This is a genomic window from Streptomyces sp. NBC_00459 (assembly GCF_036013955.1).
Lineage (GTDB): Bacteria > Actinomycetota > Actinomycetes > Streptomycetales > Streptomycetaceae > Streptomyces.
This window is the reverse complement of sequence record NZ_CP107903.1, coordinates 2,287,551-2,311,418: the sequence shown is the minus strand read 5'-3', so window position 1 is coordinate 2,311,418 and position 23,868 is coordinate 2,287,551. Positions and strand designations below refer to the sequence as shown.

The following is a 23,868-nucleotide window of genomic DNA, read 5'->3' as shown; positions in this document are numbered from 1 at the left end:
TCACGCCCCTGCCTTTGTGACGCCGATGGTGCTGTCGGGCAGGCTCGGTGTGTCGGGCACGTCGAGTTGGCCGGTTTCGTGGAATTCGAGCTGGCGGCGCCGGTTGGCGATGAGTCCTTCGGGGCGGAAGCGCATGAGGAGGATGAGCGCGATACCGAAGGCCAGGAGCTCGTATTCCTTGAGGAAGGTGAGCTTTTCGGGGATGAGGTAGAGCAGGGAGGCGCCGACGATGGGGCCGCTCACGGTTCCCATGCCGCCGAGGACGACGGCGGCGAGGAGGAACGCGGAGTTGGGCGGTGAGGAGCCGGCGAACTGGTACGGCGTCGGTACGACGCTGTAGGTGACGTGGGCGCTGACGGTGCCGGCGAGACCGGCCAGTGAGGCGCCGAGTGCGAACGCGATGAGCTTGACGCGGAAGCCGTTGATGCCCATGGCGACGGCGGCGGTCTCGTCCTCGCGGATGGCGATCCAGGAGCGGCCGATGCGGGAGTCGGCGGCCCGGGTGAAGACGAGGACCACGATCGCGGTGACGAGGAGCATCAGGAAGAAGTAGTTGGCGAACCGGCCGAGGGTGAATCCCGCGATTTCGTGCGGGCTCCCGAAGTTGAACCCGAACATTTCGAGGTCGGGGATGGCCGGGATGCCGTCGGGCCCGTTGGTGATGTCGGGTCCGGAGGAGCCGTCGAGGTTGTTGACGGCGATGCGGAAGATCTCACCGAAGCCGATGGTGACGATGGCGAGGTAGTCGCCGCGCAGCCGCAGGGTGGGGGCGCCGATGAGGACGCCGAAGACGAGTGAGGCGCCCATGCCGACGAGGGCGGCGGCCCAGAAGGGGAGTTGGGTGCCGGAGAAGCGGGAGTACTCGGAGCCGGAGACGAGGGCCGCGGCGTAGGCGCCGACGCCGAGGAAGGCGACGTAGCCGAGGTCGAGGAGTCCGGTGAGGCCGACGACGATGTTGAGGCCGAGGGCGACGGTTCCGAAGATGAGGATGTTGACGCCGAGGTTGGCGTTGTGGTCGTCGTTCTGGGTGAACGGGAAGATCACCGCGGCGGCGAACGCCATGGCGGTGGCGAAGCCCTTGTGGTGGGCGCACAGGGCGGAGAACCGGTCGAGTTGTCCGGCGTGGATGAGCGCCCAGGTGGCGAGGACGACGAGGAGGAAGAACCCGATGAAGGTCTCGCTCTCCTCGTCGTCGACGCCGATGCCGTAGGTGAAGGTGATGAGGGCGAGGGTGACGCCGAGGGTGATGACCAGGTGTTCGGCCCAGGCGGAGAGCTTGCTCTTGGGCGCGGGCTGGTCGGGCTTGGTGAGGTAGGCCTTGACCGTGTCGCCGGGGCGGGGCAGGGCCAGGGCGCCGATCACCGGGAGCGCCGAGGCGATCATGGCCACGTAGGCGCCGGGGTCGAGGTTGACGACTCCGCCGAGGTTCACCGCGATGGCGATGGCGGTGTACCAGCAGACGGCGAAGCCGGAGAGTGCGATGAGGAGGTACGGGGAGGTGGCGCCGGCGGGGTTGATCCAGCGCAGGCCGCGTACGTCCCACAGGGTGAGCGAGAAGAGCAGGGTGAGTGCTCCGGCGACGAGTGCGAGGACCTGGAGTCCGGCGGGGTAGCCGTAGACGGTGAGGTCGCCGGGGAATTCGGAGGTCCAGGTCCAGGACAGGAAGGTGCTGACGATGGTGGCGATGCCGCCGCCGGCGAGGAGGAGCCGGGCGGCGGGTCGGGGCAGCGGGATGAGCGGGGCGTTGGTCATGGTGATCACGCCCTGTCCGCTACGCGTTCGCCGAGCAGGCCTTGTGGCCGTAGCAGCAGGACCAGGATGAGGAGCACGAAGGCCCAGACGGAGGCCCAGCCCTGGCCGCCGAGTTGCTGCATGCCGGGGATTTCGGAGACGTAGGCGGTGGCCATGGCTTCGGCGAGGCCGAGGACGACGCCGCCGAGCATGGCGCCGTATACGTTTCCGATGCCGCCGAGTACGGCGGCGGTGAAGGCGTGCAGGCCGGCCTGGAAGCCCATGTCGTACTGGACGGAGCCGTATTTGAGGCCGAAGGCGACGCCTGCGATGCCGGCGAAGAGGCCGCCGATGGCGAACGCGGTCGCGATCATGCGGTTGGTGTCGATGCCCATGAGCTGCGCGGTGTCGGGGTCCTGGGCGGTGGCCTGCATGGCGCGTCCGGTGCGGGAGAGCCGGACGAAGAAGGCCAGGGCCGCCATACAGAGGGGGGCGATGACGATGAGGAAGAGGTCGCCGCTCTGGATGCGGATGTCACCGAGGTGGTAGGGGCCGATCGGCAGCTGGGGGAAGACGCGGGCGGACTTGGCGTTGGGGAACCAGTTGAAGACCGCCTGCTGCAGGGCGAGCGAGAGCCCGATGGCGGTGATGAGGGGGGCCAGGATGGGTGCGCCGCGCAGTGGGCGATAGGCGAACCGTTCGGCTCCTACGGCGATGAGGGTGGAGACGAGCGCGCCGCCGAGGATCATGAGGGGGAGCGCGACCCACATGGATGTGCCGGCGGGCAGGGTCAGGTAGACCGTGAGTGCGCCGAAACCGCCGGTCATGAAAATCTCGCCGTGGGCGAAGTTGATGAGCTGGACGATGCCGTACACCATCGTGTAACCGACGGCGATCAGCCCGTACATCGAGCCGAGGAACAGCCCGTTGGCCAGCTGCTGCGGCAGCGTGTTCACCGCGTGGCCTCCATGGGTGGGAGTGGTACTGGAATGTGGACGGGCCGCGCGGTGGAGTGGTGACGGCCGCGCGGCCCAGGGGTTGCGCCAGTGCTCGTGTCCGGTGTCAGGAGGGGTTGTAGGTTCCGCTCTTGACGGGGTCCCACTTGCCGTCCTTGACCTGGTACACGGTGAGCTGCTTGTTGGTGGTGTCGCCGAACTCGTCGAAGGAGACCTTGCCGGAGACGCCGTCGAAGTTGGACTTCTGGACCTCGGCGACGACCTGGGCGCGGGCGTCGTCGGGGACCTTGCCGTCCTTCACGACGTTGCCGATGGCCTTGATGATGGCGGTGGCGGCGTCGTAGGAGTAGCCGCCGTAGGTGCCGTAGTCGCCGGGGTACTTCTTGGCCTTGTAGGTGGCGATGAAGTCCTTGGCGGCGGGCAGGGTGGTGACGGGGACGCCGACGGAGGTGACGAGGTCGCCCTCGGCGGACTTGCCGGCGGTCGTGATGTAGGTGTCGGAGAACATGCCGTCACCGCCGAAGAGCGGGATGTTGGCGCCGGCGTCCTTGAGCTGCTTGGTGAGGATCTGGGACTCGTCGTACTGCCCGCCGTAGTAGAGCAGGTCGGCGCCGGAGTTCTTGATCTTCGTGACGAGGGTGGCGAAGTCCTTGTCGCCGGTGTTGACGTGGTCGGTGCCGGCGACCTTGCCGCCCAGGGTCTTGAAGCCGGCGGTGAAGAGCTTGGCCAGGCCGGCGCCGTAGGTCTGCTTGTCGTCGACGACGTACACGTTGCGCTTCTTGAGCGTGGTGTACGCGTAGTCGGCGGCGAAGCCGCCCTGGAGGGCGTCGGTGGTGGCGGTGCGGAAGTACGTCTTGTACGGGCGCGCCTTGCTGGTCTGCCAGTTCTTGCCCTGGGTGAGCTCGGGGGCGGTGTTGGAGGGGGAGATCTCCACGAGGTTGGCGGCGGCGAACACCTGCTGCATGGAGGTGGCCACGCCGGAGTTCAGGGGGCCCACGACGCCCAGGACGTCCTTGTCGGCGACAAGGGAGGTGGCGTTCTGCTGGCCGTTGGCGGGGACCGCCTTGTCGTCCAGTGCCTTGACTTTGAACTTGACGCCGGGAACGAGGTTGTTCTTGTTGGCGTCGTCGACGGCGATCTGTACGCCGTACTGGATGCCCAGGCCTGTGGCTGAGTTCGCGCCGGTCAGCGGGGCGTCGACGCCGATCACGACGGTTGTCGTGTCGTCGCCTCCCGCGTTGTTGTCGTCGCGCGATCCGCAGGCGGTGAGCGCGAGTGCTCCAGTGGTGATGAAGGAGGTGAGGATCACCAGAGAACGCTGTCGCACGATCAGTCCTTTCCGCGGGCGGGTCGTCCGCTGTAGGACGGTGTGGACCCGCGCTGGTACCGAACCCCCGGGTGGAACGGTGACTGGCGGTGACTCTAGGCCTGCATCTGGGCGGGGTCACCTGAGACCCCCCGCTTGTGATGTTCTTGTTATGGCATGAAGGAACTCATCGTGCCGAAGCGGGGGTTTTCCAGTTGGCCTGAAACCCATTCTTCCGGCGTCCACAGTGTGAGAACGCGCACTTCCGGTTGGGGGTCGTCGTGCCGGCTGCGGGCGGGTCGCCGGGGGCGTGCGGATCGGTCGTAGAAGATCGTGGAGCTGGTCTGTGGTATGCGGCGATGCCTGCGGCGCGCAGTGGATCTCCCTTTACGAGCATGTTACGCAGCGTTACGTCCGGTGGGCGATCCGAGGTATTGCGGAGTCTTTCGCCCGGAGAATCACGCTCGGTGCAGTATGTGGAATCTGTCATTCAGTATTCACGCCGAGGGTGCGTGTGGTGATGGATATTTTTTACATTCCCGTAACATGCTCACAGGTGTGAGCGGGTTGGCCCCGGTACAAGAATTCGTTCGTCGAACGTGCTGACTCATGTGTCGCGAGTTCGATCGCCACAACGGGGTGGTGGGGGAAATCGGGGGCACGTTGCTTGGTCAACGTTCGTTCTGCAGGCACTCGTTCTTCAGTGTCCGGCAACTCGCTTGGGTTCCTTGTGAGTGCCCTTCGGCGTGCCCTGAAGTGCCGTTCTAGCCCACGGCAGTGACTGTCAGGACAACAGGTAAAGGACTGAGCCGTGAACGATCGCCTTCTGGAACTGATCGGCAATGTCGTCGGGGAGATCAATGAGCGCCGGGACGAGAAGATCCCGACCGACGACCTGCTCAATGTCAGCCTCTACGGGGACTCCGGCGTCTTCGACTCGATGCACCTGGTCAACTTCCTGACGCTGATCGAGGAGGCCATCGAGGACGAGTACGACATCGAGATCTCGCTGACCTCGGAGAAGGCCGTTTCCCGGCGGGTGAGCCCGTTCAGCGGGGTCGGCAGGCTGATCGAGTTCATCGAGGAGGAGATGGAGCTGGCCGGCGCCGAGTCCGGGCAGGGGTCCGCGGCTTGATCGCGGAGTGTGCGGAGCGGGGAGGCGCGTGCGAATGCCGGTGACGGTGCGAAAAGCGGTGGCGGAGGACCTGCACAAGGTTTATCCCCTGCTCAGGGACTCGACTCTCAATTCTTCATGGATTCCTTTTGAGTCACGGAAGCGCATGTTTCAGCCTGTCTGGGGCGGCGACGAGGGCTACTACGGCTATGTCATGGAAGAGGGTGACGAGGTTGTAGGGTTCCTTGGTACGCTCTTTACCGAGCGGGATGTCCGAGGTCGGCGGCATAAATTCTGCGAGATTCACAGCTGGTATGTGAAGGACGATTACCGGAACGAGAGTCTGAAGCTCTTTCTTCCGGTCATGTCCATCCGGAAGGCGACCCTCCTCAATTACACACCCACACAGACTGTCTACGACATCAGCAAGAAGTTCGGCTGGGAGGACCTGGAGACAAAAGTTCTTCAGTTCCTGCCGGTGCCGACGCTGCGCAGTCTGTCCGGTGGCTTCCGCGTCGAGACGCGCAAGCACATGATCGTCCAGCATCTGGACGAAGCGGACCGCAAGGTCTTTCTCGACCACGAGAGCGTCGAGTGCCGCCACTACCTGATCACCAGAAGTGGGAGCACCGAATACCTGTACGTCGTGCTGAAACGACTGCGTCTGCGCCGGTTCGTCCCGTTCGGCAGGATCCTGTACGCCAGCAACAAGTCCATGCTGCTGGACGCCGTCGACCGGCTGCGGACGTACTGGTGTCTGCGGCTGGGGATGGCGTTCGTCGTCATCGACCACGACGAGGTGGCCGATTCGATCGAGCAGGGGCGCAGGCCGTCGTTCACCCGCGTGGTCAAGCGCGGGGTGCCGTCGCAGTACAAGTCCAAGGACCTGAAGGCCGAGGACATCAGGCCGGCGCTGCGCACCCTGCCCCTGCTGATCGGGTACCGGCTGCACTGATCATGATCATTCTGGTGACCGGTACGCGAACCGGTGTGGGCAGGGCCCTGGCCGAACACTTCCTCGCCCAGGGGCACACCGTCGTCGGATGCAGCAGAAAGCCGACGACCATCGACCATCCCGACTACCGCCACCACGAGGTGGATCTCACCGACACAAGAGCGCTGAAGTCCATGTTCCGTGAGACACGGCGGGAGTTCGGCAGGCTGGACGCCCTGGTGAACAACGCCGGCACGTCGAACATGAACCACTTCATGATGACGCCGGAGTCGGTCGCCCGGGACGTCTTCGACCTCAACTTCTTCGCGGTGCTCAACTGCTGCCGGGAGGCGGCGAAGCTGCTCCAGAAGAGCCCTGAGGCGTCGACGGCGATTCTCAACGTCTCGACCGTCGCCGTGCCGTGGGCGCTGGACGGGCAGTTGGTCTACTCCGCGAGCAAGAGCGCGGTGGAACAGCTGACGCGGGTGATGAGCAAGGAGCTGGCCGGGTTCGGCATCCGGGTCAACGGCATCGGCCTGCCGCCGGTGCGGACCGTGCTCACCCGCACGCTTCCCGAGGGGATGGTCGACTCCCTCGTCGCCCGGCAGGCGATCAAACGTATGTGCACGATGGCGGACATCGTCGGACCCGTCGAGTTCCTGATCTCGCAGCGGTCGGGGTTCGTGACCGGCGAGACGCTCTTCCTGGGGGGAGTCAACTGAATGCGCCGTGAACTCATCGGCAAACTGGAGCAGTTCGGGGACCGCACGGCCGTCCTCGACCGCGGCACCCGACACTCGTACGGCGAACTGGTCGCAGAGATCCGGCGGGTGCGGGAGCGGCTCGACGAGCACGGCGTGCGGTCGCACGACGTCGTCGTCCTCAACGCCGACTTCTCGTTCCGGTCGATCGCCGTGCTGCTCGCGCTCTATCTGAACCGGAACATCGTGGTGCCCGTGGTGACTTTCACGGAGAGCACGCTCGCCACGGTCACCGAGTCGTGCCGGCCCCGTCACCTCATACGGGTCGGAGCGGCCGGGGAGGACGCGAAGGACGTCGTCGTCGAGCCCATGACCGGGTCCGAGGACGGCGGCGGCGACGCCTACCGCCCGCTGATCGAGTCCGGGGCGGCCGGGCTGGTGCTGCTGAGCAGCGGCAGCACCGGAGCGCCGAAGGCGATCCTGCACAACCTCGACTCCCTCGTCGAGGAGAAGGTCGGCACGGGCACCCGGGTCGGGGCGAAGCCGCCGCACATCCTCATGTTCCTGCTCTTCGACCACATCGGCGGTGTCAACTCGCTGCTCGGGGTCCTCAGGGTCGGGGGCGCGGCGGTCGTACCCGGCCGTCGCACACCCGACGAGATCTGCGCGCTGATCGAGACGCACGGCATCCGGCTGCTGCCCACCAGTCCCACCTTTCTCAACCTCATCCTCATCGGCGGCTACCAGGAGAAGTTCGACCTCTCCAGCCTGCGGCTGATCACCTACGGCACCGAGCCCATGCCCGAGGAACTGCTGCGGCGCGTGCACGAGGCCTTCCCGCGCGCCCGGCTGCTGCAGACGTTCGGCACCAGCGAGACCGGTATCTCGACGACCACCAGTGAGTCGTCGAGCAGTACCTACTTCAAGATCTCCGACGAGAACGTGCGATACCGCATCGTCGAGGGCGAGTTGCAGCTCAAGAGCAGGACGCAGTTCATGGGGTATCTCAACTACCCCAGTGACTCGCTCACCGAGGACGGCTGGTTCCGCACCGGCGACCTCGTCGAGGAGAACGCGGACGGATACCTCAAGGTCAAGGGCCGCGCCAAGGAGATCATCAACGTGGGCGGCGAGAAGGTTCTCCCGCTGGAGCTGGAGTCGATCCTCCTGGGCAGCCCCCTCATCGACGACTGCGTGGTCTACGGCAGGCCCAACTCCATCACGGGCCAGTCCGTCTGCGTCGATCTGAAGCCGAGCGGACCGCTGAGCCGCGCAGAGGCGCGCAAACACGTGCGGGACTTCCTCGACGGCAAGGTGGAGCAGTTCAAGATCCCCACCAAGGTGCAGGTCGTCGATGAACTCGCCGTCTCCGAACGGTTCAAGAAGAGGAGGATCCTGCCGTGAGGGATCTTGTCGTCATCGGTGCGGGAAAGTTCGCTCTGGAGGTCACCCGGTACATCGATGACGTGAGCGCCGCCGCGCCCGACGGCTACCGCGTCGAGCGGTATCTGTCGGTGGACGGGGAGGCGGTGCACGCACCGGCCGAACTGTGTCTCGCGCTGGAGGACTTCGAGCCGCGGCCGGGCACCCACGTGGTGCTGGCCCTGTCGGATGTCGGCCGGCGACGCAGGGTGATCGACGAGGTCATCGTCAAGCACGGACTGGTGGCGGAGAACATCGTCCACCCGTCCTCGCGGGTCGACGCCGGCGTGCTGCGCGGCAGGGGCAACATCATCGGCCCGGACAACTACGTCGGTGTCAACACGACGTTCGGTGACTTCAACGTCGTCAACTACCGCAGCACTTTCGGCCACCACTCGGGCTTCGGCTCGAACAACTTCGTCGCGCCCAACTTCCACTGCGGCAACAGCGTCGAGGTGGGTGACGACAACTTCTTCGGGCTCAGCTGCACGGTGGCTCCCGAGGTCGTGATCGGCGGCGATTGCCGCTTCCAGGCAGGACTCAACCTCTTCGACAACGCCGCGAGCGGGTTCTCCTACATCGCGCCGAACCGCATCAAGTCCATCAAGTCCCTTGGAGGAGAGCAGTAGTGAAGCGAGCGAAGGTTTCCATCATCGGCGCGGGCCCCGCCGGCTGCGTGGCCGCCCTGACCCTGCAGAAGCTCGGCCACGACGTCGAGGTCTTCGAGCGCGACCACTTCCCCCGCTACCGCATCGGCGAATCCTTTCTTCCCGGGACGCTGTCCATCCTCAACCGGCTCGGTCTCCAGGAGAAGATCGACGCGGCCGGCTTTGTGAAGAAGCCGTCGGCCACCTTCCTGTGGGGACAGGACCAGGCGCCGTGGACGTTCTCGTTCAGCACTCCCAAGACCTCCCCGTGGGTCTTCGACCACGCCATCCAGGTGAAGCGCGAGGAGTTCGACCAGCTTCTCGTCGACGAGGTCCGCGAGCGCGGCATACCCGTGCACGAGGGCACCCCGGTCACCGACGTGGACATCTCCGCCAGCGACTCGGTCACGCTCACCGTGCGCCAGGACGACGCGCCGCGGACGGTGACCAGCGACTTCGTCATCGACGCCGGTGGCGCGAACAGCCCGCTGGCCCGCCAGCTCAAGATCCGGCGCTACGACGAGTTCTACAAGAACTTCGCGATCTGGTCGTACTTCAAGCGCCCCGACCCGTTCGAGGGCGACCTGAAGGGCACCACGTACTCGATCACCTTCGAGGACGGCTGGGTGTGGATGATCCCGCTCAAGGGCGATCTGTACAGCGTCGGCCTGGTCGTCGACCGCTCCAAGGCGGCCGAGGTGAAGGAACTGGGCCCGGACCGCTTCTACCGCGAGACCCTGGCCAAGGCGAAGCGGGCCATGGACATCCTGGACGGCGCCGAGATGACCGACGAGGTCCGCATCGTCCACGACTGGTCCTACGAGTCCGAGCTGTTCTCCCGGGACCGCTTCTTCCTCTGCGGTGACGCGGCCTGCTTCACCGACCCGCTGTTCTCCCAGGGTGTCCATCTCGCCAGCCAGTCCGGCGTCTCGGCCGCTGCCGCGATCGACCGGATCACGCAGCACGAGGACGAACGCGACGACGTACACGCCTGGTACAACCGCACGTACCGCGAAACCTACGAGCAGTACCACGAGTTCCTCGCCTCGTTCTACACCTTCGCCTCCTTCACCGAGCCGGAGTCCGAGTTCTGGGTCAAGCGCCGGATCAGCGAGGCCGACGACGACCGGCTCAGCCGCAAGTCCTGGTTCGACCGGCTGGTGCGGATCGATCAGGCGAGCGACGACTGGTCGGTCGCCGACTTCCGGGACCGTGCCTCCACGATGATCGCCATCGGCCGCCACCAGCGCCAGGAGTTGAGCGACGAGTTCACCGACGACGAGCTCAACGTCGCCAGGGTGCGCTGGATCGGCCAGCTCACCAAGCAGCTCAACCGCATCAAACGGCTGCAGTGGAACGGCGCCGAGGTCCGCCTGAACTCCTACTACAAGGTGGAGTCGACCAGCTTCCGCCTCGAACCCAAGCAGGTGCTCGCCAACGAGAGCGGCCTCGACATGATCAAGTGGCCGCTGGAGGAGTCCCACCGCGAGGTCTTCGAGAACCTGCTGAAGGAGACCGTTCCCTACAAGGACGTCATCCGCCAGCTCGGTGACCTCGGCAGGCAGGAACTCAGCTCGCAGATCATCATCCGCCTGATGGAGGCGGGACTGCTCTCCGGGTTCGACAAGAACGACGAACCCGTGTTCATCCAGGACCGTCTGCGCTTCGACGGCGTGGGCGTCGAGTACGAGGTGTGAGCGTGGAACAGACGACGACCTACGTGTTTCTCGCCGGGATCGGCAACTCCGGTCCCGACCACTGGCAGCGCCAGTGGTACGAGCGGGAGGCCGGGACCAGTGTGTGGGTCGAGCACGACTCCTGGGACAACCCGGCCCGTGACGCCTGGGTCAAGGACCTCGGAGACGCGCTCGCCGCCGTCCCCGGCCCGAAGGTGCTGATCGCGCACAGCCTGGGCTGCACCCTGCTGGGGGAGTGGGCCCGCGAACAGGGCGGTGACAGCGGTGGGGTGACCGCCGCGTTCCTCGTCGCCGTCCCGGACCCGGAGGGAGAGAACTTCCCCACCGAGGCGGAGGGCTTCTCCACCGCCGCGTACGGGGCCCCGCTGCCCTTCCCGGCACTGGTGGTCGCCAGCGAGGACGACCCCTACGGCTCCCTGGAGCATGCCGTCACGGCTGCGGGGCGGCTGGGCTCGCGCCTGGCGAACGTCGGGCACAAGGGGCACATCAACGCCTCGTCCGGGCTGGGTGACTGGGGCGAGGGCTGGAAGCTGTTCCGCGACAGCCTCAGGTGACGGCGGGCGCGGCGACACCAGCATGACGCCGGGTGGCGGGGCCCGCTCCGCCACCCGGCGATACCCACACAGCCCATCGAGCGCCACGGGTGGGCACCAGCGCGCGCACCGCCACCGGCCCGCGGGGGCAGCCAGCAGGGGAGCCACGATGGAACTTGTTCACGCGGAGTCGGTCGACCACGATGCCACGTACGCCTACTGGAAGTCCGACCTGCACCGGCCCGAAGTACTGATCTGGTCCGGCCGACGCAGAGTCGCCGCCGTGCTGGAGGAGCGCAGGCCGGACGGCACGCTCGTGCTCAGCCTGCCCGAGCGGGACCGGCCGGCCGCCGTCCGGCCCGGGGGACGGCTGGCCCTGGCCTTCCGGGCCGATGCCGGACGGCTGCGCAGACGCAGACTCGTCCCGCTGTTCACCACGGACTACACCGTCGACGACCGCGCGGGCCGGGTCGAGGCGCGCTTCCCGGCGGGCCTCGACGCGGAGGGCACCCGGCGACTGCCGGAGCCGGTCTCCGCCCGGCTGGACAGCAGCGCCCTCTTCGGGCGCCCGCTGCAGATCGACATCCTGCGACTCTCCCCGTACCACGGGGAGTTCGTGGCCGACGATCCCGGTCGCTGTCTGGCCCCCGGCATGTCCGTCGTCATCGACTCGTGGCTGCCGTGGCTGGGCGGCTGGCGGCTCACCGCACAGCTGACCGGGTGCCGGGAGGAGGCCGCGGGCGTCCGCTTCTCCTTCCGGATCGTCGACCGGGCATCGGTGCGCGCCAGCGCGGTCGTCCTCGTCGGTACGGATCCGGGCTTCGGGTTCGCCGAACTGCGCGCCGCCGGTGTGCGCCCCGCCCGGGTGGCCCGCTATCTGACGGTGCGGACGGTGGCGGACGACGTCACCCACCGCCAGGCACTCGACGTACGGCTGGTCGGCAACCGGCACTTCGGACGGCTGACCGATGTGCGGGACAGCGTGGAGGTGGCCGATCGCCTCGACGCGCACGCCGTCAGTTTCGTCTGTCTGCTGGGGGAGAAGCCGGTGGGCACGGGCCGGGTGGTGGTCAACACCGGGAACCGTGCCCTGAGCGAGATCGAGACCGAGACGGTCGGACTGCCCGTGCACATCTGGCGCGGCCGGTTCGTCGAGGTCTCCCGGCTGGCGATCGACCCCGAGCACCGGGGCGCGGGCGTCGTGGTCGCGCTCTTCCGGGAGACGGCCCGGCTGGCCTTCAACCTGGACTGCCGCTATCTGGTTCTCGACGCCATCGAGAAGCTCGTACCCGCCTACGAGAAGATCGGCGGCACACGGCTGCCCATCGTCAAGACGCATCCGTACAGCAAGGAAACCGTCCACGTCATGGCCATCGACATGGGCAGGCAACTCGGTGTGCTCGGTCGCCGGTGGCCGTACTGGCAGTACGTGTTCGGGCCCGTGCTGGCCCACCACATGCGGACGTCGTCGCCCCATGTGCTGGCCAGGCTCGTCCAGGGAGTCGGGGTCGTCCCCTTCTGGGTGAAGCGGGCCGTCAGCCGCGTGTTGTGAACCGTTCCGCCTCCGTCCCCGTCCCCCTGCCGTTTCCCGTGAGGACCCTTTCGTGGCCGCTCCATCCAGTCCCTGGCCGGCGCTGACGGCGCTGATCGTCGGCTACTTCATGGTCGTTCTGGACATGACGATCGTGGCCGTCGCCAACCCGGTGATCATGGAAAGCCTGCACGCCGACGTCACGTCACTGGTCTGGGTGACCAGCGCCTATCTGCTGACGTTCGCCGCGCTGCTGCTGCCCGCGGGCCGACTCGGCGACCACTTCGGTCCCAAGCGCGTCTACCTCGCCGGGCTCGCCCTCTTCACCGGCGCGTCACTGTGGTGCGGGCTCTCCCCGACCGTCGGGACGCTCATCGTCGCCCGCGCAGTGCAGGGCGTCGGCGCCGCCCTGGTGACACCGCAGACGATGGCCGTGATCACCCGTACCTTCCCGGCGGAGCGGCGCAGCGCGGCGATGAGCCTGTGGGGCGCCGTCGCCGGACTCGCCAACCTTCTCGGACCGCTCCTGGGCGGGGTTCTGGTGGACCGGGCGGGCTGGGAGTGGATCTTCTACGCCAACGTTCCCGTCGGACTCCTCGGAATCGCCCTGGCCGTGCGCCTCGTGCCCGAACTGCCCGCGCACACGCACAAGTTCGACCTGCCCGGCCTTGTGCTCAGCAGCGTCGGCATGTTCCTGCTGGTTCTCGGCATCCAGGAGGGCGGCAGCCGCGGCTGGGGCGGCTGGATCCCGTGGTCCGTCACTGTCGGGCTCGCACTGCTCGTGGTCTTCGTCGTCCACCAGAAGCGCACGAAGGCCGATCCGCTGCTGCCGTTGGGCATCTTCCGTGACCGCACCTTCGCCGCCGCCTCCATCGCCGTCGCCCTGGCCGCGGCGGCGGTGGCCGCCGTGATGGTGCCGCTCTACCTCTACCTGGAGTCCGTGCGTGCTCTGCCCGGGGCGAAGGCCGGGCTCGTGCTCGCGCCGATGGCCCTGCTCGCCATCGTGTTCGTCCCCCTCATCGCCCTGGTCGGCGACCGTCTTCACCCCAGGGCGGCCCCTGTGGCCGGCCTGGCGCTCTTCGCCGCCACGCTCGCCGGCTTCGCGGTGCTCATGACGCCCGACTCGCCCATCGGTCTCTTCCTGGCCGGGGCGGCGCTCGCCGGCATCGCCAACGCCTGTATCTGGCCCTCCTTGGGGGTGGCCGCCTCCCGAGGTCTGCCGCCCGAGCAGGCCGGTGCCGGTGCGGGCGTGTACAACGCGCTGCGGCAGGTGGGCTCGGTCCTCGGCAGCGCCGCGGTGAGCGCCGTTCTGGCGTCCCGGATGACCGCGCACGGCCTCGACGCCGACCTGGCCGGCGGCTCCGGAACAGACGGCGCCGGCGAGCTCGCACAGACCGTCCGGTCCGCCTTCGGCAGCGCCCTGGCGGAATCCGTCTACCTGCCGGTCGGCCTCCTCGTACTCGGGGCCCTCGCGGCAGGCCTGATCGTCCGTACCGGCCGTTCCGCTCCGCGCCTCCGACCCTCGACCTCCGCGACGGTGAACCGATGACCAGCGAAACCGCAGTCCACTTCTTCACCAGCCTCGCCGTACTGCTGGCGGTGGCCAAACTCTTCGGCGCCCTCGCACGCCGGATACGTCAGCCCGCGGTCGTCGGCGAGATCGTCGCCGGCGTGGCCTGCGGGCCCCTCGTCCTCCCCGACTCCGTACGCGACAAGCTGCTGCCCGCAGACGTGCTCCCCCTGCTCTCGGCGCTCGCCGCTACGGGCCTGGCCCTGTTCATGTTCGTCGTCGGCTACGAACTCGAACACACGCTGCTGCGCGGGCTGAAGGGCACCGCGCTGGGCGTGGCCTGCGGCTCGGTACTGATCCCACTGGCGGCCGGCATCCTCGTCGCCCTGCCGCTGGCCGGCGAGTACGCACCCGACTCGCACACCGGCTTCGTGCTCTTCCTCGGCATCGCCATGTCCGTCACGGCATTCCCCGTACTCGCCCGCGTCCTTGCCGACCGCGGCCTCACCGGCACCCCGCTGGGCGGCGTCGCCCTGGCCGCCGCCGCCTTCGGCGACCTGGTCGCCTGGGTCGCGCTGGCCGGCGTGGTGGCACTCTTCGGCAACGCCGGCCCGTGGCGCATCGGCCTGCTCCCCGTCTACGTCCTGGTCCTCCTGGCCGTCGTACGACCCCTGCTGGGCCGCCTGCTGCGCCGCCGCGCCGACCGCGGGACGCCCCTGGCCGCCCTGTTCCCGGTCCTCGTCGTCGGACTGCTGTTCTCCTGCGCCGCCACCGAATGGATGGGCGTGCACTACATCTTCGGAGCCTTCGCCTTCGGGGCGGTGATGCCCCGGGGCGGCTTCGAGGAACTGCGCGTCCACGTGATCGACGGCGCGGGCCACGTCTGCGCGCTGCTGCTGCCGCTGTACTTCGTCGTCGCCGGATCCAAGGTCGACCTGGACGGCTTCGGCCCGGCCGCCGTGGCGACGCTGCTGCTCCTTCTCGCCGTGGCGGTGCTCAGCAAGGCCGTCGGCGTCTACGGCGGGGCGCGGCTGGCCGGGATGGAGCACACCCTCTCGATGCCCCTCGCCCTGCTGATGAACATGCGGGGGCTCACCGAGATCGTCATCCTCTCCGTCGGCCTCGAACTCCATCTGATCGACGGCACCGTCTATTCGATGATGGTCGTCATGGCCGTGGTGACGACGGCGATGGCCGGGCCCCTGCTGGGCACCAGGCGGTTCGCCGTCGCCGGGGAGAGGGAGACCGGCGAGCAGGGAGCGCACATGCACCGCGAACCGAACCAGGAAGCGACGGAAACCAGCCGATGAGCCTGCGAGACCATGTCGACCAGTACTGCGAGCGTGCCTCCACGGCTTTCTGGGCGGAGCCCGTCAACGCGCTGAGCAACCTCTCCTTCGTCCTCGCCGCCTGGCTGATCTGGCGGATGCTCGCAGCGGACCGGGCCGACGCCGGGCGGAGGCCACCGGTGAGTGTCGGCTTCATGGCCCCGCTGATGCTGAGCATCGGTGTCGGCAGTTTCGCCTTCCACACCATCGGCACCCGCTGGGCCCAGGTCCTCGACGTCGCTCCGATCGCCCTCTTCGTCCTGTGGTACCTGGCGAGCTTCCTGCGCTGGTTCCACGATCTGTCCTGGAGGCGGTGTCTGCTCGGCGTCGCCGCCTTCGTCGCCTTCATCGCGGCCTTCGTCGTCGTGGCCGGACCGTACGTGCCCAACAAGTCCGGCACCTACGTCCCCGTACTGCTGCTGCTCGTCGGCATCGCCGTCGCCCTGGCCCGCTCGAAGGACGCGGCGCTGCGCGCGTACACCGGCGCGTTCGCCGGCGCCGCAGTGGTGTTCGGCGTGGCACTGACCGCGCGGACCGTGGACGAGCGCGTCTGCGGCTCCTTCTCCATGGGCACCCACTTCCTCTGGCACCTCTTCGACGGCCTGCTGCTCCTCATCGTCTCCCGCGCCCTTGTGCACCGCTGGCGCGCCCGGACGGCCCCGACCGGCGCCCCGGGACCGGACACCGCCGGCTCCACCCTGTCCGCCGGCCGGTGACCGGCGCTCCGGCCGGGCGGCTGCGGGACGCCCGGCCGCGCGGGGCGGCGGCCGGAGTGGTGCCGGGACCCGGCACCTGCCATCTGTGGGCGGCACCCGTCGCGTCGCACCGGACGTGGCGGGACCTGCTCACGGCCGACGAGGAAGCGCGGGCCGCCGCCCTGCCGGACGGCCCGGCGCGGGCCACATACGTCACCTCGCGCGGGCTCCAGCGTGGTCTCGGCAGCCACTATCTGCGAACGGCGCCGCAGGACCTGCGCATCGTGCGTACCTGCGCCCACTGCGACACGGGCGCGGAACACGGACGCCCGCGGTTCGCGGGCGCGGAGCCGGCCGGGATCGACTACTCGGTGACCCACACCCGCCACTGGGTGCTGGCCGCCGTGGTGTCCGACGGTCTGATCGGTGTCGACGTCGACACCGTGCCCGGCCCGGACAGCGTCGACCGGCTCGCTCGCAGGGCCCTGACACCAGGGGAACGCGCGGGTCTGGAGGGTCTCGCGCAGGGCGAGCGGGCCGCGGGATTTCTGCGGCTGTGGACGCGCAAGGAGGCGGGCACCAAGCTGGCCGGCCGGGGGCTCGCCGCCCGGTTCGCCCACCTGGACGCGACCGGGCCCACCCTGCGAGCGGCGGGCGCCCTGCCCGAGGGCTGGCCGACCGTCCCGATCAGGCTCCGTGACCTGCCGCCCGTCGGGCCGCTCGGCGGCGACCACAGGGCGGCCCTGGCCACCACCGAACGCATCCGCCACCTGGCCCTGCCCGAGGGCTGGGGCCCCTGACGGCACCGCGGAGGCCCCGCGTCACCGTTCACTTCACTCCCGGGCCGCGACCAGCACCTCGGCGAGTTCCGGCAGGTCCTGTACGACATACGTCGGCCGGGTCATCGTCGTGGGGTAGACGGCCGCGTCCCGGCGCAGCCACGCCCCCGCCAGCCCGGCCCGCAGCGCGCCGTCGACGTCCCAGGGGTGGACGGCGACCATCAGCGCCTGCTCCGGCCGGACCCCGGCCTGCTCGACGGCGTACCGATAGGCCGCCGGGGCCGGTTTCCAGCAGCGCGGACCGCTGACGTCCAGCATCGCCTCGAAGTACTCGTCGAGGCCCGCCCCGGCCAGCAGCCGCCGGGTCAGGGCGGCGTTGCCGTTGGTCATCGTCACCAGGCGGAACCCGGCTTCGTGCAGCTTCCGCACGCCGGGCGCGACGTCGGGGTGCACCTCCAGGTGCGTCAGGCCGTCCATGATGTGCCGGGCGGCGGCCTCGGTGTCCCCGCTCCATTCCGGTACCACCGGCAGCAGGGTCCGCAGGCCGTCCAGGGCCAGCGACGCGAAGTCCCCGTACGTGCCCGCGGCCGTCAGCGCGAACCCGTCCCGCAGCAGCGCGGCGAACCAGGTGGCCATGAGATCCGCCGGTGCCCCGACGTCCTCGAATCGGCTTCGCAGCGCGGTGAAGTCACTGAGCGTCTCGTTCACGTCGAAGACCAGGACCCGCGGATCCGGGCCGCTCTCGCCGGACATGCTTCCCCTCCCTGTCACCTGCGTGTCACTCGGCGGGCGCAGGCTCCTGCCCGCCCAGCCCGGCATCCCTGAGCAGGCAGGTCAGACGCGCACTGCACACCCGCCGCCCCTCCTCGTCGCTGATCACGACCTCGTACGTCGCCGTCGACCGCCCCCGGTGCACCGGTGTGGCCACGCCGGTGACCAGCCCCGAGCGGGCCCCGCGATGGTGGGTGCAGTTCAGGTCCACGCCGACGGCGATCTTCGTGCTGCCCCCGTGCAGCATCGCCCCGACCGACCCGAGGGTCTCGGCCAGCACCGCGGACGCGCCCCCGTGCAGCAGCCCGTACGGCTGGGTGTTGCCCTCGACGGGCATCGTGCCGACGACACGGTCCGCCGACGCCTCCACTATCTGCACGCCCATCCGGTTGCCCAGGTGCCCCGCGGAGAACATGGCGATCACGTCGATACCCAGTGCCGAGTACTCGTCGATGACTTCCTGCGGGAACTTCACATGCTGCTGCTCACCCATGGGGCCCGGCTCCGTTCGTCGTGGTCGGTGCGGCGTCGGTACGCCTGCGTCCATCCACTGAGCAAACGCTCAGTCGGTAGCCGATTGTTCCAGACGCACGACCACGGATTTGCTGGCCGGGGTGTTGCTGGTGTCGGCGGTGGCGTCCAGCGGGACCAGGACGTTGGTCTCCGGGTAGTAGGCCGCCGCGCAACCCCGCGCCGTCGGGTAGAACACGACCCGGAAGCCGGGCGCCCGCCGCTCGACGCCGTCCTTCCACTCGCTCACGAGGTCGACGTACGACCCGTCGGCGACCCCGAGGACCCGCGCGTCCTCGGAGTTCACCAGGACCACCCGGCGGCCGTTCTTGATGCCCCGGTAGCGGTCGTCCAGGCCGTAGATCGTGGTGTTGTACTGGTCGTGCGAGCGCAGGGTCTGCAGCAGCAGGCGGCCCTCGGGGAGCTTCGGGAACTCGACGGGCGCCGCGGTGAAGTTGGCCTTGCCGGTGGCCGTCGGGAAGCGGCGCTCGTCGCGCGGGGCGTGCGGGAGGGTGAAGCCCGCCGGGTCGGCCACGCGCGCGTTGAAGTTCTCGAAACCGGGGATCACGCGCGCGATGCGGTCACGGACCGTGGCGTAGTCCTTCTCGAACTCCTCCCAGGGGGTACGGGAGTCCTCGCCCAGGACGCGGCGGGCGAGCCGGCAGACGATGGCCGGCTCGGACAGGAGATGCGTGCTCGCCGGGTCGAGGCGGCCCCTGGAGGCGTGCACCATGCCCATGGAGTCCTCGACCGTCACGAACTGCTCGCCGCTGCCCTGGAGGTCGCGCTCGGTGCGGCCGAGCGTCGGCAGGATCAGGGCACGCGCGCCCGTCACGACGTGCGAGCGGTTCAGCTTCGTCGACACGTGCACGGTCAGGCTGGCACGGCGCATGGCGGCCTCGGTGACCTCCGTGTCGGGGGAGGCCGACACGAAGTTGCCGCCCATGGCGAAGAAGACCTTCGCCTCACCGTCGCGCAGGGCCTGGATGGCCCGTACGACGTCGTAGCCGTGTTCGCGCGGCGGGGCGAAGCCGAACTCCTTCTCCAGGGCGTCCAGGAACGCGGGGGCGGGGCGTTCGAAGATGCCCATCGTGCGGTCGCCCTGCACGTTCGAGTGGCCGCGCACCGGGCACACCCCGGCGCCCGGGCGGCCGATGTTGCCGCGCAGGAGAAGGAAGTTGACCACTTCGCGGATGGTGGGCACGGAGTGCTTGTGCTGGGTCAGGCCCATCGCCCAGCACACGATGGTGCGCTCGGAGGCCAGGACCATGCCGAGGGCCTTCTCGATCTCCGCGCGCGTGAGGCCCGTCGCGGTGAGGGTCTCGTCCCAGTCGGCGGCGCGGGCCGCGTCGGTGAACTCCTCGTAGCCGTGGGTGTGTTCGCGGACGAAGGACTCGTCGACAGCGCCCTCTGTGTCGAGGATCAGCTTGTTGAGGAGGCGGAAGAGGGCCTGGTCGCCGCCGATGCGGATCTGCAGGAACAGATCGGTGAGGGCCGCGCCCTTGATCATGCCCTGGGGGGTCTGCGGGTTCTTGAAGCGTTCAAGACCGGCCTCGGGCAGCGGGTTGACGCTGATGATCCGCGCGCCGTTGGCCTTCGCCTTCTCCAGGGCGGAGAGCATCCGGGGGTGGTTGGTGCCCGGGTTCTGGCCGGCGACGATGATCAGATCGGCTTTGTAGAGGTCCTCCAGGAGGACGCTGCCCTTGCCGATGCCGATGGTCTCGGAGAGCGCGGACCCCGACGACTCGTGGCACATGTTGGAGCAGTCGGGGAGGTTGTTCGTGCCCAGTTCGCGGGCGAACAGCTGGTAGAGGAAGGCCGCCTCGTTGCTGGTGCGGCCCGAGGTGTAGAAGAGGGCCTCGTCCGGTGAGCCCAGGGCCTTCAGCTCCTCGGCGACGATGTCGAAGGCGCGGTCCCAGGAGACCGGTTCGTAGCGGTCGGCGCCCTCGGGCAGGTACATGGGGTGGGTGAGGCGGCCCTGCTGGCCCAGCCAGTAGCCGCTGCGGCCGGCCAGGTCGGTCACGGTGTGGGCGGCGAAGAACTCCGGGGTGACGCGGCGCAGGGTGGCCTCCTCGGCGACCGCCTTCGCGCCGTTCTCGCAGAACTCCGCGGCGTGCCGGTGCTCGGGCTCCGGCCAGGCACAGCCGGGGCAGTCGAAGCCGTCCTTCTGGTTGACCCGCAGGAGGGTGAGCGCGGTGCGGCGGACGCCCATCTGCTGCTGGGCGATGCGCAGGGTGTGGCCGATGGCGGGCAGTCCGGCCGCGGCGTGCTTGGGGTCGGCGACCTGCGGCGCGTCCTGGACCGGATCACTCTTGGGCGGCTTGCTGGCCATGACTGAGCCCCTTCGCTTGCACGTGTCTCTCCGCTTGCACGTGGTGGGCCTGCGCATGGTTCACCTGCGTGTGTGCCACCTGTTCGATCCTCGCACGGGGCGGTGACAACGGTGTACTGGGTCTTCGGCGGCCCGGAGGGCCCGGACGGCCCGCGTTGTCAGTGGCACGTGGCAGGATCGGGGTCGTGGCAGAAACAGCGTCGAAGAAGACCGAGAAGACCTCCGGCACGGGTTCCCCCCGGCTGATGCTCATTGACGGGCACTCGATGGCGTACCGCGCGTTCTTCGCGCTGCCCGCGGAGAATTTCACGACCGCGACGGGACAGCCGACGAACGCGATCTACGGCTTCGCGTCGATGCTCGCCAACACACTGCGCGACGAGGTGCCCACGCACTTCGCGGTGGCGTTCGACGTGTCCCGCAAGACCTGGCGCTCCGAGGAGTTCACGGAGTACAAGGCGAACCGGTCGAAGACGCCGGACGAGTTCAAGGGGCAGGTCGAGCTGATCGGCGAGCTGCTCGACGCGATGCACGCGGAGCGGTTCGCGGTCGACGGTTTCGAGGCCGACGACGTCATCGCCACGCTGGCCACGCAGGCCGAGGCCGAGGGCTTCGAGGTGCTGATCGTCACCGGCGACCGGGACTCCTTCCAGCTGGTCACCGAGAACACGACGGTGCTGTATCCGACGAAGGGCGTCTCCGAGCTGACCCGGTTCACTCCGGAGAAGGTCTTCGAGAAGTACGGGTTGACGCCCGCCCAGTACCCGGACTTCGCGGCGCTGCGCGGCGACCCGTCCGACAACCTGCCCGGCATTCCGGGGGTCGGTGAGAAGACGGCGGCGAAGTGGATCAACCAGTTCGGGTCGTTCGCGGACCTGGTCGAGCGGGTCGAGGAGGTCAAGGGCAAGGCCGGGCAGAACCTGCGCGACCACCTGGAGGCCGTCAAGCTCAACCGCCGGCTCACGGAGATGGTCCGGGACGTCGAACTCCCGAAGTCGGTCGCGGACTTGGCGAGGGCCGCGTACGACCGTACGGCGGTGGCGCTGGTCCTCGACACCCTGGAGATCCGCAACCCCTCACTGCGCGAGCGGCTGCTGGCCGTCGATCCGGGCGCCGAGGAGGCCGATGCCGGCCCGGTGGCCGAGCCCGGTGTCGAGGTGGACGGGACGGTGCTCGGCGCGGGCGAGCTGGCCCCCTGGCTGATCGAGCACGGCTCGGAGGTCCTCGGCGTCGCCACGGTCGACACCTGGGCGCTGGGCAGTGGCTCGGTCGCCGAGGTGGCGCTCGCCGCGGCCGGGGGAGCGGCGGCCTGGTTCGACCCGGCGGAGCTGGACGAGGGCGACGAGAACGCGTTCGCGGCCTGGCTGGCCGACGCGGACCGGCCCAAGGTGTTCCACAGTGCCAAGGGCGCGATGCGGGTCTTCGCGGAGCACGGCTGGACCGTGGCCGGGGTGAGCATGGACACGGCCCTGGCCGCGTACCTGGTCAAACCGGGCCGGCGTTCCTTCGACCTGGACGCGCTGTCCCTGGAGTACCTCGGCCGTGAACTGGCGCCCGCCGCGACGGCGGACGGCCAGCTGGCCTTCGGTACGGACGAGGGCGCGGAGGCCGACTCCCTGATGGTGCAGGCCCGCACGATCGTCGACCTGGGCGAGGCGTTCGGCGAGCGCCTCCAGGAGGTCGGCGCGGCGGATCTGCTGCGCGACATGGAGCTGCCGACGTCGGCACTGCTGGCCCGCATGGAGCGGCACGGCATCGCGGCGGACAGGGCCCACCTGGAAGCCATGGAGCAGATGTTCGCGGGCGCGGTGCAGCAGGCGGTGAAGGAGGCACACGCGGCCGTCGGCCACGAGTTCAACCTCGGCTCGCCCAAGCAGCTCCAGGAGGTCCTCTTCGGGGAGCTGGGCCTGCCGAAGACGAAGAAGACCAAGACGGGCTACACGACGGACGCGGACGCCCTCGCATGGCTGGCGACCCAGACGGACAACGAACTGCCGGTCATCATGCTCCGCCACCGCGAGCAGGCGAAGCTGCGCGTCACCGTCGAGGGCCTGATCAAGACGATCGCGGCGGACGGCCGCATCCACACCACGTTCAACCAGACGGTGGCGGCGACGGGCCGGCTGTCCTCCACGGACCCCAACCTCCAGAACATCCCGGTCCGCACGGACGAGGGCCGCGCCATCCGCCGGGGCTTCGTGGTCGGCGAGGGCTTCGAGTCGCTGATGACCGCGGACTACAGCCAGATCGAACTCCGGGTGATGGCCCATCTCTCGGAGGACGAAGGCCTGTTGGAGGCGTTCACGTCCGGCGAGGACCTGCACACCACGGTCGCCTCCCAGGTGTTCGCGGTCGACCGCTCCGCGGTCGACGCGGAGATGCGCCGCAAGATCAAGGCAATGTCGTACGGCCTGGCGTACGGCCTGTCGGCCTTCGGCCTGTCCGGGCAGCTGAACATCGACGCGGGCGAGGCCCGCGGCCTGATGGACACGTACTTCGAACGCTTCGGCGGTGTACGGGACTATCTGCGCCGGGCCGTCGACGAGGCGCGGGCGACGGGCTACACGGAGACCCTCTTCGGCCGCCGCCGCTACCTCCCCGACCTGAACAGCGACAACCGTCAGCGCCGCGAGATGGCCGAGCGCATGGCCCTGAACGCCCCGATCCAGGGCACGGCGGCGGACATCGTCAAGATCGCCATGCTGAACGTGGGCCGGGCGCTGGAGGAGACGAAGCTCAAGTCCCGCATGCTGCTCCAGGTCCACGACGAAATCGTCCTGGAGATCGCCCCGGGCGAGCGCGAGGCCACGGAGGAGCTGGTCCGCCGGGAGATGGCGGGCGCGGTGACCCTCCGGGCGCCGCTGGACGTGTCGGTGGGCTCGGGACTCGACTGGGAGTCGGCAGCGCACTAGCGCACTGGCGCTCCGCTGGGCGGGCGGTTCGGGCGGGCGGGTCGACTGCCTCGGGCCGGTGAGGCGGTCGGGCGCGTGCGTTTTCTGCTGCGGGCCGGTGGGGGCTGGTCGCGCAGTTCCCCGCGCCCCTGCGGGGGCGCGGGTGAGCCGCCCCGGTCTCCGCCGGGCCCGTCACCCGCGTGGCCCCCACGAACACGCCTGCCCCGGGCTCGCCCGACAGGATGCGGGCATGGGTATACGCACGCTCATCCGACGGACGGCCCACACGCGCTCGCCGGTACCGGTGTTCGCCGCCGACGCGAGCACTGCTCGCGTTCCTGGCAGCAGCCCGGCTGCCGTACCTCTCGGATGCCGTGCGGACGCGCTCCGCCGCGCACTCGTGTCGCACGCCCGCACCCGCCGTGCCCACCTCGGCCCGCGCTCCGGCCTTACGGTGTCCGGCCGCGCCCGGGCCTGGCG

General features: G+C 69.0%; 19 protein-coding genes. 13 read left to right on the top strand and 6 right to left on the bottom strand.

Annotated elements, in window-relative coordinates; translation table 11 throughout:
* From OHN74_RS10105 to OHN74_RS10095, 3 genes are all read right to left on the bottom strand, one after another.
* Entirely contained in the window at positions 1-1,752 is a 1,752-nt protein-coding gene (locus OHN74_RS10105) for a branched-chain amino acid ABC transporter permease (RefSeq protein ID WP_327694193.1), read from the bottom strand.
* Positions 1,753-1,757: 5 nt separating this feature from the next.
* Positions 1,758-2,687 carry a branched-chain amino acid ABC transporter permease gene (locus tag OHN74_RS10100; RefSeq protein WP_327694192.1) on the bottom strand — a complete coding sequence of 310 codons (930 nt, stop codon included), beginning with the start codon at positions 2,685-2,687 and terminating at the stop codon, positions 1,758-1,760.
* A 106-nt stretch (positions 2,688-2,793) separates the two neighbouring features.
* Complete coding sequence (locus OHN74_RS10095) at positions 2,794-4,014, bottom strand: branched-chain amino acid ABC transporter substrate-binding protein (protein ID WP_327694191.1); 1,221 nt, start codon at positions 4,012-4,014, stop codon at positions 2,794-2,796.
* A gap of 790 nt (positions 4,015-4,804) precedes the next feature.
* Here OHN74_RS10095 and OHN74_RS10090 point away from each other — a divergent pair.
* From OHN74_RS10090 to OHN74_RS10035, 12 genes are all read left to right on the top strand, one after another.
* The gene (locus OHN74_RS10090; protein ID WP_327694190.1) at positions 4,805-5,128 is read left to right on the top strand and encodes a hypothetical protein; all 324 of its coding nucleotides are present in this window, start codon (positions 4,805-4,807) and stop codon (positions 5,126-5,128) included.
* Positions 5,129-5,162: 34 nt separating this feature from the next.
* Positions 5,163-6,062, top strand: a complete 900-nt coding sequence (locus OHN74_RS10085) for a GNAT family N-acetyltransferase (RefSeq protein ID WP_327694189.1) — start codon at positions 5,163-5,165, stop codon at positions 6,060-6,062.
* Positions 6,063-6,076: 14 nt separating this feature from the next.
* Positions 6,077-6,763, top strand: coding sequence for an SDR family NAD(P)-dependent oxidoreductase (locus OHN74_RS10080; RefSeq protein WP_327694188.1), 687 nt, complete (start codon positions 6,077-6,079; stop codon positions 6,761-6,763).
* Positions 6,764-8,146, top strand: a complete 1,383-nt coding sequence (locus tag OHN74_RS10075) for an ANL family adenylate-forming protein (RefSeq protein ID WP_327694187.1) — start codon at positions 6,764-6,766, stop codon at positions 8,144-8,146.
* Entirely contained in the window at positions 8,143-8,793 is a 651-nt protein-coding gene (locus OHN74_RS10070) for a hypothetical protein (protein WP_327694186.1), read from the top strand. Before OHN74_RS10075 ends, OHN74_RS10070 begins: the two co-directional genes overlap by 4 nt.
* Positions 8,793-10,508: a chloramphenicol-biosynthetic FADH2-dependent halogenase CmlS gene (cmlS, locus tag OHN74_RS10065; RefSeq protein ID WP_327694185.1), complete on the top strand. Its 1,716-nt coding sequence runs from the start codon at positions 8,793-8,795 to the stop codon at positions 10,506-10,508. Before OHN74_RS10070 ends, cmlS begins: the two co-directional genes overlap by 1 nt.
* 2 nt (positions 10,509-10,510) lie before the next feature.
* Positions 10,511-11,062, top strand: coding sequence for an RBBP9/YdeN family alpha/beta hydrolase (locus tag OHN74_RS10060; RefSeq protein ID WP_327694184.1), 552 nt, complete (start codon positions 10,511-10,513; stop codon positions 11,060-11,062).
* A 148-nt stretch (positions 11,063-11,210) separates the two neighbouring features.
* On the top strand, positions 11,211-12,593 hold the full coding sequence (locus tag OHN74_RS10055; RefSeq protein ID WP_327694183.1) for a GNAT family N-acetyltransferase: 1,383 nt from the start codon (positions 11,211-11,213) through the stop codon (positions 12,591-12,593).
* Positions 12,594-12,645: 52 nt separating this feature from the next.
* On the top strand, positions 12,646-14,121 hold the full coding sequence (locus OHN74_RS10050) for a DHA2 family efflux MFS transporter permease subunit (protein WP_327694182.1): 1,476 nt from the start codon (positions 12,646-12,648) through the stop codon (positions 14,119-14,121).
* The gene (locus OHN74_RS10045) at positions 14,118-15,392 is read left to right on the top strand and encodes a cation:proton antiporter (protein WP_327694181.1); all 1,275 of its coding nucleotides are present in this window, start codon (positions 14,118-14,120) and stop codon (positions 15,390-15,392) included. Before OHN74_RS10050 ends, OHN74_RS10045 begins: the two co-directional genes overlap by 4 nt.
* The gene (locus OHN74_RS10040) at positions 15,389-16,126 is read left to right on the top strand and encodes a ceramidase domain-containing protein (RefSeq protein WP_327694180.1); all 738 of its coding nucleotides are present in this window, start codon (positions 15,389-15,391) and stop codon (positions 16,124-16,126) included. The genes OHN74_RS10045 and OHN74_RS10040 overlap by 4 nt, the downstream gene beginning before the upstream one ends.
* On the top strand, positions 16,123-16,905 hold the full coding sequence (locus tag OHN74_RS10035) for a 4'-phosphopantetheinyl transferase family protein (protein ID WP_327694179.1): 783 nt from the start codon (positions 16,123-16,125) through the stop codon (positions 16,903-16,905). Before OHN74_RS10040 ends, OHN74_RS10035 begins: the two co-directional genes overlap by 4 nt.
* 33 nt (positions 16,906-16,938) lie before the next feature.
* On the opposite strand, the gene OHN74_RS10030 is transcribed toward OHN74_RS10035, so the two are convergent.
* The 3 genes from OHN74_RS10030 to OHN74_RS10020 form a co-directional block, all read right to left on the bottom strand.
* Positions 16,939-17,637, bottom strand: coding sequence for a haloacid dehalogenase type II (locus OHN74_RS10030; RefSeq protein ID WP_327694178.1), 699 nt, complete (start codon positions 17,635-17,637; stop codon positions 16,939-16,941).
* Between the two features lie 25 nt (positions 17,638-17,662).
* Entirely contained in the window at positions 17,663-18,148 is a 486-nt protein-coding gene (locus tag OHN74_RS10025) for a PaaI family thioesterase (protein ID WP_327694177.1), read from the bottom strand.
* Positions 18,149-18,217: 69 nt separating this feature from the next.
* Positions 18,218-20,497, bottom strand: coding sequence for an FdhF/YdeP family oxidoreductase (locus OHN74_RS10020; protein WP_327694176.1), 2,280 nt, complete (start codon positions 20,495-20,497; stop codon positions 18,218-18,220).
* A gap of 185 nt (positions 20,498-20,682) precedes the next feature.
* Between OHN74_RS10020 and polA the strand changes: the two genes are divergently transcribed.
* A complete protein-coding gene (gene polA / locus OHN74_RS10015; RefSeq protein ID WP_327694175.1) occupies positions 20,683-23,409 on the top strand; it encodes a DNA polymerase I in 2,727 nt (908 codons plus the stop codon).
* The last annotated feature ends 459 nt before the right edge of the window (positions 23,410-23,868 follow it).

Excerpts from the sequence above, each read along its gene's own strand:
- OHN74_RS10105 (WP_327694193.1), bottom strand. The coding sequence starts at position 1,752 with ATGACCAACGCCCCGCTCATCCCGCTGCCCCGACCCGCCGCCCGGCTC.
- OHN74_RS10085 (WP_327694189.1), top strand. The coding sequence starts at position 5,163 with ATGCCGGTGACGGTGCGAAAAGCGGTGGCGGAGGACCTGCACAAGGTT.
- OHN74_RS10075 (WP_327694187.1), top strand. The coding sequence starts at position 6,764 with ATGCGCCGTGAACTCATCGGCAAACTGGAGCAGTTCGGGGACCGCACG.
- OHN74_RS10055 (WP_327694183.1), top strand. The coding sequence starts at position 11,211 with ATGGAACTTGTTCACGCGGAGTCGGTCGACCACGATGCCACGTACGCC.
- OHN74_RS10045 (WP_327694181.1), top strand. The coding sequence starts at position 14,118 with ATGACCAGCGAAACCGCAGTCCACTTCTTCACCAGCCTCGCCGTACTG.
- OHN74_RS10040 (WP_327694180.1), top strand. The coding sequence starts at position 15,389 with ATGAGCCTGCGAGACCATGTCGACCAGTACTGCGAGCGTGCCTCCACG.
- OHN74_RS10030 (WP_327694178.1), bottom strand. The coding sequence starts at position 17,637 with ATGTCCGGCGAGAGCGGCCCGGATCCGCGGGTCCTGGTCTTCGACGTG.
- OHN74_RS10025 (WP_327694177.1), bottom strand. The coding sequence starts at position 18,148 with ATGGGTGAGCAGCAGCATGTGAAGTTCCCGCAGGAAGTCATCGACGAG.
- OHN74_RS10020 (WP_327694176.1), bottom strand. The coding sequence starts at position 20,497 with ATGGCCAGCAAGCCGCCCAAGAGTGATCCGGTCCAGGACGCGCCGCAG.